15 protein-coding genes are annotated in these 18,239 nt (G+C 44.5%); 9 read left to right on the top strand and 6 right to left on the bottom strand.

Features of this window, described 5'->3' with window-relative positions:
* The first annotated feature begins 66 nt into the window (after positions 1 to 66).
* The 9 genes from FX988_RS20235 to FX988_RS20195 all read left to right on the top strand — a co-directional run bounded on the left by FX988_RS20235 (position 67) and on the right by FX988_RS20195 (position 12,682).
* Positions 67 to 1,758 carry a DUF6152 family protein gene (locus FX988_RS20235; protein WP_160181869.1) on the top strand — a complete coding sequence of 564 codons (1,692 nt, stop codon included), beginning with the start codon at positions 67 to 69 and terminating at the stop codon, positions 1,756 to 1,758.
* A 12-nt stretch (positions 1,759 to 1,770) separates the two neighbouring features.
* Positions 1,771 to 2,262 (top strand): DUF6644 family protein, encoded by a 492-nt coding sequence (locus tag FX988_RS20230; RefSeq protein WP_160181868.1) that lies wholly within the window; start codon positions 1,771 to 1,773, stop codon positions 2,260 to 2,262.
* Entirely contained in the window at positions 2,252 to 2,926 is a 675-nt protein-coding gene (locus tag FX988_RS20225) for a HupE/UreJ family protein (RefSeq protein WP_160181867.1), read from the top strand. The genes FX988_RS20230 and FX988_RS20225 overlap by 11 nt, the downstream gene beginning before the upstream one ends.
* Positions 2,927 to 2,939: 13 nt before the next feature.
* Positions 2,940 to 3,581, top strand: coding sequence for a hypothetical protein (locus tag FX988_RS20220; protein WP_160181866.1), 642 nt, complete (start codon positions 2,940 to 2,942; stop codon positions 3,579 to 3,581).
* A 246-nt stretch (positions 3,582 to 3,827) separates the two neighbouring features.
* Entirely contained in the window at positions 3,828 to 5,153 is a 1,326-nt protein-coding gene (locus tag FX988_RS20215) for an aminotransferase class V-fold PLP-dependent enzyme (RefSeq protein ID WP_160181865.1), read from the top strand.
* A gap of 33 nt (positions 5,154 to 5,186) precedes the next feature.
* Positions 5,187 to 5,711, top strand: a complete 525-nt coding sequence (locus tag FX988_RS20210) for a RidA family protein (RefSeq protein ID WP_160181864.1) — start codon at positions 5,187 to 5,189, stop codon at positions 5,709 to 5,711.
* A 191-nt stretch (positions 5,712 to 5,902) separates the two neighbouring features.
* Entirely contained in the window at positions 5,903 to 6,949 is a 1,047-nt protein-coding gene (locus tag FX988_RS20205; protein ID WP_160181863.1) for a M48 family metallopeptidase, read from the top strand.
* Positions 6,950 to 7,525: 576 nt separating this feature from the next.
* Positions 7,526 to 9,463, top strand: coding sequence for a CRTAC1 family protein (locus FX988_RS20200; protein WP_160181862.1), 1,938 nt, complete (start codon positions 7,526 to 7,528; stop codon positions 9,461 to 9,463).
* Between the two features lie 105 nt (positions 9,464 to 9,568).
* Complete coding sequence (locus tag FX988_RS20195; protein ID WP_160182247.1) at positions 9,569 to 12,682, top strand: FG-GAP-like repeat-containing protein; 3,114 nt, start codon at positions 9,569 to 9,571, stop codon at positions 12,680 to 12,682.
* Between the two features lie 274 nt (positions 12,683 to 12,956).
* Here FX988_RS20195 and FX988_RS20190 read toward each other — a convergent pair whose 3' ends face one another.
* Genes FX988_RS20190 through ctaD form a run of 6 tightly spaced genes read right to left on the bottom strand, consistent with a single transcriptional unit; the run spans position 12,957 to position 18,189 of the window.
* A complete protein-coding gene (locus tag FX988_RS20190) occupies positions 12,957 to 13,877 on the bottom strand; it encodes a c-type cytochrome (protein WP_160181861.1) in 921 nt (306 codons plus the stop codon).
* 9 nt (positions 13,878 to 13,886) lie between these two features.
* Positions 13,887 to 14,288, bottom strand: coding sequence for a c-type cytochrome (locus tag FX988_RS20185; protein ID WP_254700797.1), 402 nt, complete (start codon positions 14,286 to 14,288; stop codon positions 13,887 to 13,889).
* A gap of 21 nt (positions 14,289 to 14,309) precedes the next feature.
* A complete protein-coding gene (locus tag FX988_RS20180) occupies positions 14,310 to 15,224 on the bottom strand; it encodes a cytochrome c oxidase assembly protein (RefSeq protein ID WP_160181859.1) in 915 nt (304 codons plus the stop codon).
* Between the two features lie 2 nt (positions 15,225 to 15,226).
* The gene (locus tag FX988_RS20175; protein WP_160181858.1) at positions 15,227 to 15,610 is read right to left on the bottom strand and encodes a hypothetical protein; all 384 of its coding nucleotides are present in this window, start codon (positions 15,608 to 15,610) and stop codon (positions 15,227 to 15,229) included.
* Positions 15,611 to 15,613: 3 nt separating this feature from the next.
* On the bottom strand, positions 15,614 to 16,231 hold the full coding sequence (locus FX988_RS20170) for a heme-copper oxidase subunit III (protein ID WP_254700670.1): 618 nt from the start codon (positions 16,229 to 16,231) through the stop codon (positions 15,614 to 15,616).
* Positions 16,232 to 16,242: 11 nt separating this feature from the next.
* Positions 16,243 to 18,189, bottom strand: a complete 1,947-nt coding sequence (gene ctaD, locus FX988_RS20165; RefSeq protein ID WP_254700669.1) for a cytochrome c oxidase subunit I — start codon at positions 18,187 to 18,189, stop codon at positions 16,243 to 16,245.
* Positions 18,190 to 18,239 lie beyond the last annotated feature (50 nt).

Genomic DNA, 18,239 nt, shown 5'->3' with positions numbered 1-18,239 from the left:
GGCTATTTTGGCAAATTACCTTCCCTCTTGTGCGTGACTTCCTAATTTTATTAAGGACCAAAAAATATGTGGAACTTGCGATTTATTATCGTTATTACGCTCCTTTTCATCACGCCATTTTCTGCACTGGCTCACCATGGCAGTAGTGGGCAGTTCGACACCAGTAAAACAGTTGAGATGAGCGGTAAGGTAACGCGGATAAAACTGGTTAACCCGCATTCATATGTGTACTTCGATTCAACTGATGAAGACGGTGTCGTGACGAACAAGCGATGTGAGTTACAGTCTGGTTCGCTTTTAAAGCGCCACGGCTGGAACGCAGAAATGTTCGCGATCGGCAGTCAAATCACTATTTTAGGCTCTCCTGATCGTACTGACCCGACGACCTGTTACATGAGCCAAGTCACCTTTGAAAACGGTATTACTGCATCTCGTAACAGTTACTTCAATGATGATGGTTCACTCACAGACGAAGAAAGTATTGAAGCCCAAGAGGAAGAACAAGAAACAAAATTAGCACGCGTGCTAATCCGTGAAGATGGCACCCCTAACATTGAGGGAAATTGGTCATGGGTTAGAGAGGAGCGTCGAGGCGGAGGTGGCGCACCACCGTCCATTGAGCTGACTCCAGCAGGTGAAGCGGCTGTAAAAGGGGCTGCATCCGAAGAAAACCCAAGGTATCAATGTAAAGCGACGAACATCATCATGGACTGGTGGTTTGATGGGCTTGTCAATGTGATCACCCAGACAGACTCAACCATTGAGTTAAAATATGGCTTTATGAATATCGAGCGCACTATCTATTTAGATGGTAGAGAGATGTCGGCCGATTATAAGCCTAGCCGTGCCGGATTTTCTACTGGTCAATGGCAAGGCGATACCTTAGTAGTCACCACCACTGGATTTGATGAAGGGTGGATCATGGCGCCCATGGGCAGCGAACGTATGGGTAGCGACCGTATGCCAGAAGGTAAACACGAAGGCGGTGATCGTCCTGAGTTCAAAGACGGTGAGAAAAGCAGCAAGCGTCCTCCTGGCGGTCCTCCTTCACCAGCAAAAAACAGCACACAATTGACGGTAACCGAGTACTTTACCCTCGACGATGAGGGCAAGGTTCTCAATCGTAAATACACCTTGACCGATCCCCTCTACCTTGAAGCCCCCATTAGTGGCTCGGATAAAGTCACCTTTACACTTGATGACTATGAAGACTACGCCTGTGACGATTTAACCACAGAGCGCGAACCCACTATTTTTCAGGATAAAGTCGACACAGATTCAACAAAGCAATCTGGTCTGATGAACACCCTTTATTCATTGGAAGACTCTACAGTAGGCACTGTCATTTCTAGCACCGAATGGGGCTACCCTATTGTGCTCTCTTTACATGCGATTGGCATGGCTATTCTTGTTGGGGTGTCGTTGATGCTGACTATCCGCGTGCTTGGTTTTGCATCGTCTATTCCTGTCACTACCATGGCACCCTACTGGCGTGTTGCTCAAGGCGGATTCGTAGTAAATCTGTTCTCGGGGATTGCCTTATTTTGCGGCAGCGCATCAGAGATGTATTTTAACTGGGCATTCAGAATTAAAATCGTTCTGGTTTTCGTGGGCTTATTTCTCACTTGGTGGCTGGTCAAAATTTGCATTAAACGTTCAGATCAAGTGTCAAAAGTACAAGCCAGACTTGCTGCAGTGACAACCTTAATTTGGGTCTTAGCCATTATTGCTGGACGCCTCATTGGCTACTGGTCTTAAGGGGAGAATGTTATGAGTGATTTACTGATTTGGGTAACAGATACCCTTAATGCAACGGCCCTTAGCGATTTGGTTATGAATAATGCTGTTGTCTTCCCAACACTGGAAATGGCCCACTTTTTAGGTTTGTGCTTATTGTTTGGCTCGTTACTGGTGGTTGATTTGCGCGTAGTGGGCTTTGCCAAAGCCATCCCTATTGAGCGCGTTGATATGTTTATTCGCTTTGCCATCATAGGCTTTAGTATCAACCTGATTTCGGGCTTGTTGTTTGTTATTGGCGACTCTGACCGCTATCTGGTGAACATCGCTTTCTGGCTAAAAATGGGCGTTATCATTATTGCAGGGCTAAATACCCTGTACTTTGTGCGTCGTATTAAACCGCAAATGGATACTGGGGTTGAATCAGGCCACTTGCAGCACGGTTCTCATGTGGTCGCATGGCTATCACTGGTGCTTTGGACCAGCGTTATTATTCTTGGTCGTTTCTTCCCCTATGTGGAATAAACGCCTAAATATCTTAGGGTGCTCATTACTAAGTTTGTTAATGGTACCCGAGGTATTTGCCCATGGTGTTGCCCATCAAGACCAAGGTTTTTTATCGAGTGCTTCTGGCGTTCATTTTGCCCCTTATATGTATTTAGGGGCAAAACATATGGTCACAGGCTATGACCACTTATTGTATCTGGCTGGGGTCGTTTTCTTTCTTGGCAAGTTACGGGACATAACCCTATTTGTAAGTCTTTTCGCCTTAGGGCACTCCATCACCCTGCTATTGGGTGTTCTGACGAGTGTTCATATCAATCCATTTATCATAGATGCGATCATCGGTTTATCTGTTAGTTACAAAGCATTAGAAAATCTTGCTGCTATCCGCTTTTTTGATCCAAAAATCATGGTGTTTACCTTTGGGCTAGCCCATGGGTTTGGCCTTTCAAGCAAGTTACAATATTTGTCCCTGTCCAATGACGGCTTAGTCACCAATATGCTTGCCTTTAACCTAGGTGTCGAGGTCGGCCAAGTACTCGCTCTTGTGCTTTTATATTTGGGTTTCACTTGGCTACGCCGTCAACCAGATTTCCACTCTCATGCTAGAGGCGTAAATTTATTGCTATTTGCAGCCGGACTCACGCTATTTGGCATGCAAACAGTTGGCTACTTTTTATCTTAACGGAGATGTCAGAATGACACTTTTGAGTAAACTTACGATTGCTGCCGCAGCCAGTGGTGCTATTTTAGTATTGGCTATTTTACCTGCTGAATATGGTATTGACCCCACAGGTTTAGGTGACAAGATGGGGATGATGGCAGTATCGAATTCATCTGTCTCTGCATCTACGTTTGACGGAAATATGTCATTCAATATTGGACCATACGACCCAAAAGCTGAACGTATCGATGAGTCTGTACAAGGCCTTATTCACTTACAGGATACACCATTTCAAACCCAAACCATTGATATCGAAATCGAAGATTTAGGCGAAGTAGAACACAAATTTATTATGCCGGCTGATACAACATTCGTGTATTCCTGGCAGGTGCTTACCCCTCGTGGCGAAGGCGTATACTATGACTTTCACGGTCACCCATCGAGTGAGGACGCAGAAAAATTCCCAGATAAATTTGAAATGGCCTATGCCAGAGGTGAAGGTGTTTCCCAGAGCGGCTCATTTACCAGCCCATTTGCTGGTTATCATGGGTTTTACTTTATGAATATTGAAGAAGGGCCTATCACTGTAAGACTGAAAGTCAGTGGATATTGGCAAGAGCATAAAGAAATGTATCGCGCTATTGAAGGCAAAGTGATTAAAAACGTCGCTTTCTAAAGCCCCACATAACGCCGAGCCAGACTGATACTGTTGGCCATCGTGAGTAATCACATGGCCGCTTCCCTCCCAAGGGTAAACCTTTCACCCCTCATATTTTTCCTTTCATGCACTAACTAAATTGCACATGCTTAATAAACCGCTGATGCAATATTAATTGGCTTGAGTCGTGCTACATAGAATCAGCTTTTCAATAATAAACGATTGAATCATAACAAATACATTTACCTATAATAAGGCGCAGTAATGAGCAATGACTCGACCTCTTTTAATCGCAGAACGATGCTTAAATCGCTGACAGCAGGCGCGATTTACTCAATAGCAGCTCCCAATATCGTTCAGGCCAAATCCTCCATGAGTCCAGCAGACTTTCCTTCAATTTCCGAAGATGTTTCTCCCCAATCACTTGCGATAAACGAATCATTTTGGGCACGGGTTGCACCATTTTATGACACAGCCCAAGGTATTGTTAATCTCGAACACGGATACTGGGGTAAAATGTCACGCCCGGTGCAAGAAGACTTTGTTACCAATACGCGCAAGGTCAATACCGAATTATCCTATTACGCCCGTAAACATTACGCTGATGATCAGATCATCAGTTCAAATAAAGTGGCAGCGGCACTTGGTGCAAAGAATGAAGAGCTGGTATTGACCCGCAATGCTACAGAGTCCATTCATAATCTAATTCGCCAATATAATGCTTTGGGCCAAAATGACGCGGTTTTGTATACCGACATTGACTACCCAAGCTTTAAAGAGACAATGCAGTGGTTAGCAACATCACGCAATATTGAGGCGGTGAAAGTGGTCTTGCCAGCCCAAGCAGATCAAAAACAAATACTCGATACCTACATAGAAGCCTTTGATAAGCACCCCAATTTAAAACTAATGCTGTTGACTCATGTGAGTAATCAACACGGCTTGGTGTTGCCTGTGGCCAAAATATCGGCAATAGCGAAATTACGCGGCATCGATGTTATTTGTGATTGCGCTCAATCATGGGGGTTATTGGACTTTAACATCAATGACTTAAACGTAGATTGGGCTGGGTTTAATCTGCACAAGTGGATAGGCAGCCCGGTGGGTGTGGGGGCGCTGTACATGAAAAATGGCAGCCTAAACAAAATATCCCCCTACCCCGGAGAAAGCGATCCTGACAATACCAAAACCAGTGCTAGGGTGCATACAGCCACCGTCAATTTCGCTTCGATATTGACCATCCCAGCCGCAATTGATTTTCACCAGCGCATAGGCGGCAAAAATAAAGAAGCTCGCCTACGCCATTTGCGCGCTTTATGGGTAAATGAAGCCAAAAAGATGCCGCATATCGAAGTGCTAGGCGCGTTAGACGACGAGTCCTCATCGGGCATGGGTGCGTTTCGTTTAAAAGGCAAAACAAGCCTGCAAGATGCTCAAGCATTGCAGAAACGCTTAGAGAACGAATTTGGTGTATTTACTGTGGTACGAGTTGGCTTAGACAGCGGATGCTGTATTAGGGTAACACCACAAGTCTTTACATCAGCGAATGACATTAGCCAATTAGTGCTTGCGCTGAAAAATCTCGCATAAGCTAACTTTCACATATACACAAAAAGGAACTCCATGAACAAATTTTTATTAGCCGGTATGTTAACCATCAATCTTGCGATATCAGGTAGCGCTCTGGCAAGTGACACACCAGAAGAGCGGATCAAAGCCGCCGGTTTTACGCTACCTGAGCCGGTAAAACCGATTGCTAATTATGTGACGTGGCGACGCTCGGGAACTACCTTATATTTGTCAGGGCATGGAGCCTGCGAAGGCAAAAGCGTGTTAGGAAAATTGGGGGATACCCTGAATGTTGAGCAAGGATATGAAGCAGCCCAACGTGTGGGTTTGTGTGCTTTGGCAACAATCAAATCAGCCGTCGGCGACTTATCTAAGGTAAAGCAAGTATTGCAAATCAATGGCATGGTGGCAGCGGTACCGACCTTTAAAGATCATTCTAAGGTCATCAACGGTTTTTCTGACTTGTTTGTTACTGCTTTTGGTGACGACGGTAAAGCGGCTCGCGCGGCAGTGGGTATGAGTGGCTTACCTGGGAATATGTCCGTTGAGGTCAGCGCCGTGATTGAGTTGAAAGACTAGTTAATAGCGTATATTTTCCTAAAACAACGGGCTTCTTATTTACATAACGGGGCTCGTAAATTTGAAACACGCTAAATATTTGATTAGTTAACCCTTACTGATAGAAAAAATAATAGACTAAAACTATAGTACCAAATATGTAAATTCTAAATTGTTGAACAGATACAAATTACGATTTTAGGGAGCATATTATGAAACATGGAAAGATCATCGAATGTAGTAGTTGTGGTCAAGCACACAAATTACCCTTTGGTAAGTTAGGAACTGTTAAATGCAAAACCTGCTCAGCGTCATTTGAAGCAGATACTAGGTACAAAAATGACTCTCTTGATATAAACAATGTTATATCAAAACAAGAGTTAAAAAAGCTTCTACACCCTACAGAATCATCACGATTTTTAATTGCATTATTAATAGCCTTTCCAATAACAATTTCTGCAATTTCCCTTATATTTGCAACATTCGGTCTCGTACTTATTGTCTTGTCTGTAATTATTTTTACAGTGTGGTTTGTTTTACAAATATCTAAAGCATCGCTAATCGGTAGTTCAGTTTTAGTTTCACCAAACAATTTCCCAGAGATTCATAAGATTCTTGTCGAAGTACAAGCAAGACTTGATTATAAGAAAAATGTAGATATCTACATAACAGAAAACGGCAATGTTAATGCGTTTTTGTATAAGTTCTTTCAAACGAAATTCATACTTCTTAACTCTGAAGTTGTGCATTCCATGCCCACTAGCGAATGTAGAGAGCAGTTGATTTGGATATTAGGGAGATTTATTGGCTCCCTAAAGGCGAAACACACACGATTTCAGTTACTTTCGATAATTGTAAAAAGTATTGAGAAAATTAAAATATTTAATCTACTAATTCTCCCATACGAACGAGCAACACAATACTCAGGTGACCAAATAGGAATGGCCTTGTGCAGTGATCTCCAAAGCGCAATTGTTGCATTTGATAAACTATTAGTAGGGAACGATATTGCAAAGGACGTTCAAATTAAAGGATTGTTGGAACAAGCCAACCAATTACATTTTTCATTTTTTGGTCGGATATCCAAAATTTTATCAACCCATCCGCATATGACTGACCGCTATTTAAATTTAATAGCGTTTGCACGTTACATGTATCCTGAGGAGTTTCAAAAATACATCGCTCAATTTGATAACGTAACTGTCTCTGAGATGGGCTCTCTTTTACCCAAATATTATCCATTGAATAAGACTAGGTAAGCAGGTGGAATCAGATACTTTAAGCAATATGATATCACTTCCCTTCAAAAAGCTATCTCTAAGGTAGGCGTTATAAGTGTCTACCTTTAAATTGATAAATTCATTGTCTAGCGCCTCTAAGGTCCTGATCATGTAGTTAATTTTTAGGTCCTTAGCCTTACACCGACGAAGTAACAAGATAAATTCTGTTAAAAACTGACATAATTTTGTGCATAGCAAGCCTCAGTGACACGCATTTAAAACCGCAAAAAAGCCTCTCTCACTCCTGCCCATCACTATTAAAAAGCATGTTTGTTACTCAAAGTTGATATCAATAACACCTTTATTTCTTATAAAACATACAGATAGATAAAAGAAAAATATTTAACCTGGTGAATTGGTTCGGCTTAAAAATGAATTTCAAAAATTTGGTTGAGATCATATTTTGTAGTAAGTATGATGCAAAATTGTAAACAATAAACATTAAACATTAACGAAACATCATTAGATTGTTTCGAATGCCTCAAGCTCAAACAACGCTAGTTTGCTTTATTTCGATTCAGCGTGCGTTGATTGCCCCACAAGGACTTTTACAAAATGAACATACGCAAACCAGTTTCCTTAGTCGCCCTTGGCGTTGCCATTGTTGTGCAAAGCGCCTGTAGTCATCAAAAAGTCGCAAGGCCTGCAGATACTAACCCAGTGGTATTTAAAGACGTATCCGACTCTGTAGGCTTAGTGACACAAGCCAATTGGAAGTACGGCGGGCCTGCGGTGGCTGATTTAAATAATGACGGTCATTACGATTTTTTACTCTCTAATCACAACAGCACCCCAGTACAGCTTTTCATGGGCAAACCTGATAACCGCTTTAAAGAAGTTAAAAATGTTTTTGCTAAAGTGGATTTACACGGGATCTCAGCAGGAGATTACGATGCAGACGGTGACAACGATATTCTATTGTCATTGGGCGGCGGCAATGGCTTAAAACCTCAACCTCAACGTTTATTACGCAATGACAATGGCCAATATACAGATGTAACCGAAGAGGCGGGAATATCAAAATTAGGTGCCAGAGGCAGAAGTGTACGCTGGGTCGATTTAGACAATGACGGCGATCTAGATTTCATGCAAGTTAACGCCGCTAAAATGGTCAATGAAAGCGCACCGCGCAATATTATTTTCGAAAATATTGGTAACGGTAATTTCCGTTATGTTAAAAGCCCCGGCTTTGAAGAAGTCGAAGCTGAGCGGGTTTTAATAACCGACTATGACAATGATAATGTGATGGACGTAATCGCATTTACCAGTTATGACAAAACGTCTATTTGGCAAGGCAATGGCGACTTCACCTTTACCAACACCACTGACGCGGTCTTTCCTCAAGGCCATGACGGCTATCCTGGTGCGATTACCATAGCGCAAGCTGACATCGACAATGACGGTGATCTAGATTACTACTTTGCTCGTGGCAAATTGTATTACACCATTGCCAACAACAGCATTAGTTTCGATAAAGAGAAGCAAACCCTAGATCTAAGAGACGTCGGCAGTAAAAGCCACGATGGTTTAACCTTATACGCCGACTCGGATTTGGTGTTGAACGACTTTTATCACTTTCCCAAAGCCAAACTACTGGAATTTATGCCGGTATTTATAGGTGCCAATAAACAGCAAATCACCACGCCCCATGCAGATCATACCGTCACCCAAGCACAAGCGAAGGGCTTTCCCACTGAGATAACCGAAACAGGCTGGTACTTAGGCTATCTGGGAGACAACAAATGGCGTCTTGAATGGATGCTCACTGACGATTTAGCATGGGACGTACGAGCCTCTTTCACTGGAGTTTCGGGGTACGAAGCAAGCTGGCAGCCTCAAAATTTAGCCGTGCCTGACGTGCTGCTGCGTAACGACAATGGTGTGCTGACTGATATTTCACAGCGTATCCCAGAAAAGTTAAACAGCAACAATTGGGGCGTGACCACGGGCGATTTCAATAATGATGGCAATGCCGATTTCTTCGTTTATCGCTTCGGTGAATTAAAACGTAGAGTAGCTGATGTTATGTTGCTTAATAACGGAGACGGGCATTTCACCAGTAGCGTGGCACATAACGCCACCACAGAAGTGGGTTTAAAATCTCACGGCGACTCAGGTGTAGCATTTGATTTTGACTTAGATGGAAAAATCGATATTTTAAGTGGCGATGATGACAACGGAAAATGGCATTTATACAAAAATATCACTGACAACACAGATAATAATCACCTACTGCTGAAAGTTGGCTACTCACAAAACGGCGTTGACCCATACGGTGCTAAGGTATGGATAACCACTCATAACCGAACACAGTACAAGTTAATAGGTTCGAGCAATGCTAACCATTCTCAAAGTCTATTGAACATAGCGCATTTCGGTTTAGGTCAAGACGACATGATAAGCGACATCACAGTGCGCTGGCGCGACGGAACAACTCAAACTTTAAAAAACAAGCAGGCTAACCAGCTACTTACCTTAGGTAAGTCACTTTAACGGATATTGCATTTTTGATAATGACAGACGTCCAGAGCAATTTGGGCTCTGACGTCTTTCACACATCTTCTGTGAATAAAAATGAGTACATTGATAGGTTCAAACATGACCAACAAGCCATTCATACACTACCTCTGCGCCAGTGCTTTTATAGTATTGCTACCATTTGCTTTAACCGCCTGCGACTCCACCAGTGATAACCTCACTGATATTAGTCTCGCTCCTTCAGCTCCTGCTATTTTTAATTATGATGTAAATGGTAGTAAAACCAAGAAGTTAACCTTCGAAATTGATAATTTAGGCGCGTCCGCCAATCTCACTTTGCTACAAGGTGAACAGGTATTAATTGATAACCTAAATATTCCACGTAGCGGCACACAAAAGATCAACGCTATCGTGCACTTTCAGACATTAGGTGAAACGCGCTTACAGCTCAGAACAATCAATTCCCCTATCATGATAAAAAGCCTAGAAATAGAAGACGCGCCAAATATTGCACTACCCCAGTTTAAGGATATTTCTGTGGTTGCGGGGCTAGATAAAGTCAATTCACTCAAATACGGCGGGCCGTCAGTTGCAGATATTGACCAAGACGGCGACTACGACTTTATTCTTAACAATCATAATGCCGAAACCAGTAAAGTTTACTGGAATAACGGTGACGGAACCGTTACCAAGCACAAAGACGATTTGTCTCGCTGGTTCATGCAGGACCTACACGGTACAGCATTAGGTGATTATGATAACGACGGCGATCTAGACATGTTACTCAGTCGAGGTGGCGGCAATGGCACCAATCCTTCAGTGTCATATTTTTATCGCAACAACGACAGTAACTTTGTTCGCTACACCGGCGATGTGGGTATTGATCGCGGCGGTCGAGGTCGCGGTGCACGCTACATAGACATGGACTTAGACGGTGATTTAGATTTGTTGCTGGTGAACGAAACCGGCTTAGCGAATCAAACACCTCAGCACCTCTTTTACGAGAATAATGGCCAAGGCGGCTTCACTTATAAATCTGTGGCAGGTATCCAAGACGTCAGATCCTCACGTACTTTGGTCACCGATCTCAATAAGGATAATATCGACGACATCGTTATGTATGGCCCTCTCTCTATTTGGCAAGGTAATGGAGATTTTACTTACACTAATATTAGCGACAGCATTCCTGATGCTATTCGTGAACTCAGCAGTGTTATGGCCATCACCGATATCGATATCGATAACGATGGTGACTTAGACCTATACTTAGCTCGCGGCAAAGAATTTGAGCACGGAAAAGGGGAAGCCCCTTCTGTTGATTTCGATCCGATAGCACGCAATTTTTCGCTAAAAACCCGTGGCTATAAAGGGGTTGATGAATTTAGTTTTATCGCCAGCGGGCCGCTTAAATGGCACAACTATCAATTCTTGGGTCAAAACGGCTTTCGAGGTAAAGCATACCCCCTATTTTTAGGTAAAGATAAAACTGCCAATGATGTGACAGCTGGCGGCACACTAGAATTCGATAAAACGATGGCTCAAGGCTGGCCTGATGATATCTCTGCCAATGGTGTTTATTTAGGCCACATAGGCAACAATAAATGGCGTGCAGCCTTAGTGCGTAACGGCGATATCTTTTGGTCCTATTTCTTTACCTTATCGGGTGTCGAAGAAGCTGAGACACATTTCGAGCCTGAAAACCGCAATATTCGAGACGTATTACTTGAAAATAAAGGCGGACAGTTTGTTGATGTTACCACCCAATGGAATATCCCATTAGGCGCTAATGCATTAGGTGTAACCACTGGCGACTTTAACAATGACGGACACCAAGACCTGTTCGTTTATCGCTGGGGATTAGTAGAAAAACGTATTTCAGATCTTATGTTGCTTAATACTGGCAATGGGGCGTTTGAAACGGTCAGCATGCACGGGGCCAGTGACTTAGGAGGTCCGGGGTTTGGCGACATGGGCCAAGCGTTTGACTTCGACTTAGATGGCAATCTAGATATATTGAGTGGCAGTGAATACGGTCAGTGGTATCTATATAACAATCAACCTATCGGTGATAATCACTACGCTTTGGTCAAAGTTGGTTATTCGCCACAGGACAATGTTGACGCTATTGGCGCTCAAGTCACAATTGAAACGCCTTCAGCAAGATACGTCAAAAGAGTTGGCTCTGCTGGAGAAGTTTTCTCCCAAAGTCTGCTCAACATAGTACATTTCGGACTAGGCAGTGAGCAAAAGATAAAGCGCATTCACGTTCGCTGGCGCAATGGCGAAACGGCCACATTTGTCGATAAACAAGCGGATAATATGTTCGATACTGACAAACTCGACGTAACGGCACTTACTATTAATACCCAAGACTTAGCCCCGCGACCAGGTGATGCAATTCAACTCACTGCAGCCCTCGCCCCTCTCAATGCGCAGCAAGACGTGCACTGGCAGTCAAGTCATCCATCTGTTGCCACCATCAGTGAGACAGGTTTACTGCAGGTGGTTGGTAAGACAGGTGAGTCCACGACCATAACGGCCACCACCAATACGGGTAAAGTTTCGGATACAGCGCAATTAACTATTGCTAAATGGTACGAAAAGCCGCTTGAGTCAATCCGGTTGAGCGCGCAAAAAACGAATCTCATCGCGGGGGATGAGCTGACATTGAGGGCGAAGTTTACCCCTGAGAACCCCGACAACGACCAACTTAAGTGGATAAGTTCAGCGCCGCAAATAGCCACAGTAGACACTCAGGGCAACTTACACGCATTAACGGCGGGTCGTGTCACGGTTACTGCAAAAGCCGACGCAGATCCGAGCATTCAAAGCACCTTAGATGTTACAGTGCAAGCGGATGTAAAACCCTTTATTAAAATAGATAATTTTGCTCAGTTAATTAATCAGCCCGTTCATGCCGGCGACACCTTCGAGGTGCATGTTAGCTACCATGCAGGCCCTGGGCACACCGTAATCGCCGCTGACGAAGGCGGGCTACGTGTTTGGTTAAGACACTTCAAATACCGTTGGTTTCCCATCGAAGATAGGATTGAGACCGACAAAAGTGTGCTTTATACCGTGTCAGGTAATGCAACAGCCTCTCTATCAACGCAAGGACTTGTCTCCTCTGATGAGCTGCCTGAAGGCCAGTTTTACTCGTTGAAGGTGAGTTTTACCAACAGCGATGGCAAAACGTTTGAAGATGCAATAGAAGAGTTTATTTTAATAGAATAAAGCAACGTTAACGCCATTGCACATCGATAAAGGACCTCTCATCGAGAGTGTGAAAGGGCTTAAACATGGCGCATAACTGAATGAATAGTTGTTTTCTTTCAACGTTATGCTATGCAGTGTAAGCCCTTTCCCCCTCGCCTTGAATGAGTGCCCAGTGGCTTTTGCTCTGCGTGCGCCAGCCGTTTTTCTATCAAAATAGTATATCTCTTATCAGCAAGCGGCGGTTTTCATGATTCGCTACCGAATAATCTAACCGCCAGTAGACCTCAAGCGCTCAGTAAGACTCGTTGTCATCAGCAATTTGATACAGATAATTAACCATGAGCTCAGCGTGATGTCGCTTAACATGTAAGTTCGGCATCAGGCTTTGTGGCTTAAAATGAGGCGGGTCCATGATCCACTGAATAAGGTTTTCACGGGTTGTAGGCAATGTTCCGGCGATAAAGCGTCTGTTTACCATATTATTAAGTGGGGGCCCAACATGATAGGTTGCAGACGCAATACCATCGATAACATGGCAACTAGAGCAGTTGTATTGTTGCAGAGCCACTTGGCCGGAAAGTGTTTCACCAGCGCTTTGTTTTGTTGAGGTAGACTTTGCTAACGCTTGCTCCTCAGGGGTTTGGCTAAGAATATCTTTAATGGCATTGTTGGTACCCGTCCCCGTGCTCTTTTCCGCTAGTTGAGCATACTCAGATTTTGACAAGGTAGGCAGTTTCTTAAGCAGTGCAACCAATTCCCATTGCTCGTCTTCGCTCAAACGATATTTCCATGCGGGCATACCTGACATTTTTATTCCGTTTTCTATCACCCAATAAAGTTCGGCCGGCGAACGCTGACGGGCAACGCGTACAATAGCACTGGGTGGTGGCATCATACCAAGTGAAAAAGGTTCTGGCGCGACCCCAGGCGCACCATGGCAGGCAACACAATGACGTTTGTAATTTGCAATACCCGACGTTTGCCAATTAAAAGTTGATAGCTCTGGTACCTCATCATCTATCCGCGCATCAACTGCTTGAACACGCGCATGTTCTAGGAACTTATACACAGGCGTTGTGTGCCCTGTCAGTGCAGAAACGTTGTACACACCAAAGTAAACCAAACTGAATACCAAAGCGCCTATCAGAAATAGCGCCAAGGCAGCAATAAAATAGAATTTTTTGTTGAGCTTAATATGAATCGTTTTCGTCATGGGTAAAAATCACTCTTTCCACAGATAATCAACCAAACGCAGCGCTTCTTGTTGAGTAATATCAGGCGTCGGCATGGCCGAATCTGCGTGAAATTTTTGCGGATCAAGCAGAAATTGAGTCAAATTTTCGCGGGAATTAGGCAACACGCCTGCTATATAGCTTTGCGCCGCCATGTTATCCAACGGCGGGCCAACCAAGCCCTTGGCTGGAGGTAATTTCGTTAATTGGTGGCAACTGCTACAGCCCTTGGTAATCATAAGTGTTTTCCCTTGCTCTTGTCGCTCTCGTAGCGCTTCAGGCGTCTCTGCATGGCTTGGGAAAGTCCAAATACTTAACGCGGCACTAAAGGTCACACTCAGCGGCATACTCAGCGCAAAAGCGATGGTAAAAACAGAAGTGAAAATGGTCATTTTTTGCAAATCGCGGCTCCCTCACTGTTTACTTTGATTGCTGTGGTTTGCTTGACCACCCTGGGTATTAGAACGCAATAACTGAGCCAAGGTCACCAGTGCAGCAGCGATGAATACAATCCCCGCCGGCATCCACATAATAAGGCCGCCCAACTGTTGATCCTCAATAGGGCTCAATCCCCACTGCTGCGTAGTATGAGCGTAGGGGCTGTACCAAATTGACGGTGAAAAAGTCAGCAAAGCACCTAACAGACTCGCATGAATACCTGTAGTAAACAGTGAAATAACCGCTGACATTGAATTAGACTTGTCGAGCCTGAAAATTGAATACCAAAATACCCACGCAATTAGCAAAAATGTGGCGTGTTGTAAGCTATGAACCCAGGAACTGGTCAAACTGGCGTTTAACAAAAAGGGCAAATGCCAAAGCCAAAGGCCAAAAAAGTGGATAAGCCATCCCCATAGGGGTGTGGCAAGTTGGCGATAAAACCTCAGCATACGAGGTGAGCGCCCCGTTAAACCGTGAAAAATAGGAGTTAAGAAGCCTTGACCACCGCGCAAAATTGTTTGCTCTGGACGCGACAATACCAACAAAGGCGCCGCTATCATCATCAGCATTTCGTGTTGCACCATGTGCACTGAAAACAACTGTTCACCAATGGAGTCGATAGGAGAAATTAGCGCAATGGCCAATGTTAACCACCCGAACCAAAACCAACGCACTTGACGACGGTATTCTTGTTGTTTTGACGCTATTCGTTTACCAATTTTGCGACTACCACGAAAATAGCAAATGGCAATAATCAGTAACAACAGCGCAGATACAGGGTCGATGGACAAAAAGCTATGCTGCGAAGACAGAGATACGTTGACGACGTGGGCCACAGAGCTAAAGGGCAATAGACCCATCAATAAAAAGAGCATTCGTATATGCATATTTATCCCCCTGCACTGCTACAGGCTGCTAGGAGTAAACTCGGCCATCCTTGCACTAAGATAGCCACGGCAAGAAAGCCGCTCATTAAGCAGGCCCCTGCAACCATAAATGTCTCTCTTGCGTGCTCACTTTCCTGCTGCTTAAGGAGGCGATAATAACCGAATGCGTAGATCAAATTCACAACGGCAGTTGTCAGGCAAACGATTGTTAGCGTCCCCACTAGCCACTGCAGAGTTTGCTCACTAAAGGTCTGAGGCCTAGCGCAATGCCACTCTACAAGAGCATAACTAACAAAAAGCTGTAGCGCCCACGCGGTAATAGCAATAAACCAGAAACGCCACAGGTAGCCAGCGCCAATTTTATTAAGAGAAATGGATTTCGTCATGATTTATAACCTGGGAAAGTAATACAGCACTAAATAAAACGGCAGCCAAGCAAAGGCAACAAAGTTCCAATACATGGTATCGACCACCACGCCAATTTGTCGCTGCTTGGTATAAAAACCCACCATTCCGAAAAGACCAATTGCGGCGGTGCCTATCGCCGCTGAGACAATATGAATAAAATGAAAACCTGAAATAGTCCACAGCAGCGAACCATATACGTGTTGATCCCAACGCATGTCAAAATTGTCGAATTGTTGCCAGCGGATCCACAGCACCAACAGCGCCATGATGACCGATGCGAAGGTATAGACAACAAAGCCTTTTGACTTATTCTTTTCAACCGATTTACCAGCCAGATACATGGTCACGCAGCTTAATAACATTAGGATTGTTGACCAAGTAGGAATAAACAACGGAGGGGGCGCAATATCATTAGGAGGCCACTGAGGGTGCTGCATGTATAGATACAGATACGTGACTGTAAATGCAGAAACCACACTTAGCTCAATCAAAATTAAGCCAATGATCCCCCACCAAATAGGTGCATTTTGGCCATTCAAATGGCGAGAAAAGTTGGATACATCGATATCTGCGTTTGCAGTCTGTTGGTTACGACTCATTGGTGTGCTCATTATTGTAAGCCTCTAACGGGATGACCATCCTCTGGCGGCTTCTCAGCCAGCCATGGACGGGCGGGCCACAGCCAACCCACAATAGCGAAAAAGCTTAGAAAGAAGCCAACCACAAACAAAATCGGCTTAAACATGAAACCAAGAAAACCAAAACCAACCGTTAACGCTAAAACAAACGGCCAGTAAGTGGGCGATGGCATGATGCATACGCCTTGGGGTTTCGCATCTAGCAGCGTTGTGATGATTATCTCACGGCGATCGGCGCGGATCCCCGTCACCTTATATAAAGGGGCTTTTTGCCATAATGGGGTGCGGCTGCTAATCACGGGGAGATGCCTAAAGTTGTAATTTCGTGGTGGCGATTGTGCCCACCATTCTAAGGTGTCTGCATGCCATGGATTACTCCCGGCCGCCCGTGACTTATAAGGGCTGATAAGCGTGTTAATAAAGGTGAGTAAAAAACCGAATGCCATTAGAAAGGCGGCACAGGTCACGAAAAAGTTAATCTCTTCCCACCCCATATTGTGTAAATAGGTGTAGACCCGTCTAGGCATGCCGTCGAGCCCTAATTGATGCATAGGAAAAAAGGTGAGGTTTAACCCGACAAATATAAGCCAAAAGCTCCAGCGCCCCAGCCGTTCACTTAACATTGCTCCTGTCATTTTAGGGTACCAATAATATAAACCTGCAAAAAACGGCAGCACGGCCCCTCCGATCAACACGTAATGAAGATGCGCGACCACAAAGTAGCTATCATGAGCTTGCATATCGAATGGGATGGACGCTGCCATTACCCCTGTTAGACCACCAATAACAAATACGGCAAAAAAGCCCATGATGAACAGCATAGGCGTTTTAAATTGGATTTTTGACCCCCACAGTGTGGCGATCCAGCAGAAAATCTGCACGCCGCTAGGGATAGCGATCATCGCGCTCGCTGCGGTGAAAAAGCTCAAGCCTAAATGGGGTAAACCTGTGGTAAACATGTGGTGTACCCACAAGCCAAATGACACAAAGCCAATGGTCACCATTGAGAGGACGACCGCGGTGTAACCAAACACTTCCCGCTGACAGAAGGTGGAAATAACAGTGGATACAATACCAAGCGCCGGCACAACAATGATATACACTTCAGGGTGACCGAAAAACCAAAACAAGTGCTGCCACAACAATGGGTCACCGCCGCCGGAGGCGACGAAAAACTGGGTGGCAAATGTGCGATCAAGTGCCAGTAATACGCTTCCTACCATCACGGTAGGCATTGCAAAAACAATCATGAACGACATAACCAGAATCGACCATACAAAAATGGGCATGCGATTTAAGGTCATTCCCGGCGCTCGTTGTTTAAGGATGGTGACAATTAATTCCACCGCCGCCGTCAGTGCGGAGATCTCAATAAAGGTGATCATGGTCGTCCAGAAACTGACCCCCTGCCCCGGTGAATAGTCGATACCGGCCAGTGGAACATAACTGAACCAGCCGGTGTTTGGCGCCATACCTAAAAAGAGGGCCAGATAAAGTGTGATACCTGCTAACAGATAGACGTAGTAGCCGAATGCATTGAGCCGAGGGAACGACATATCTCTGGTACCGATCATTAAAGGGACTAAGTAGATTCCCAGCCCCTCCATGGCGGGCACGGCGAAAAAGAACATCATTGTGGTGCCGTGCATCGTCATTATTTGATGATAAAACTCTGCCCCCATAAGGGTGTTTTCTGGCTGCACCAGTTGTAAGCGCATCAAGAGCGCTAAAAGCCCCCCTAATGCGAAAAAAATCAAAGAAGTGACGACAAAACGAAAGCCAATCTGGCGCTGGTTTACATGAGTAAACCAGCCCAAAAAACCAGGCGGAGACAACCACGTTTTATCCAAGATAGATTCTGCACCTTCTTGGTCATCAAAAATAGCTTGTTCAGTGTGTGGGTGATTTTTCAAGCTCATTCCCTTTTTATCATGTGTTCTTAACTAAGGCCTAGCGCTTATTTGACCGC

The sequence above is a fragment of the Paraglaciecola mesophila genome (assembly GCF_009906955.1).
Lineage (GTDB): Bacteria > Pseudomonadota > Gammaproteobacteria > Enterobacterales > Alteromonadaceae > Paraglaciecola > Paraglaciecola mesophila_A.
This window is presented reverse-complemented; position numbering and strand designations above follow the sequence as displayed.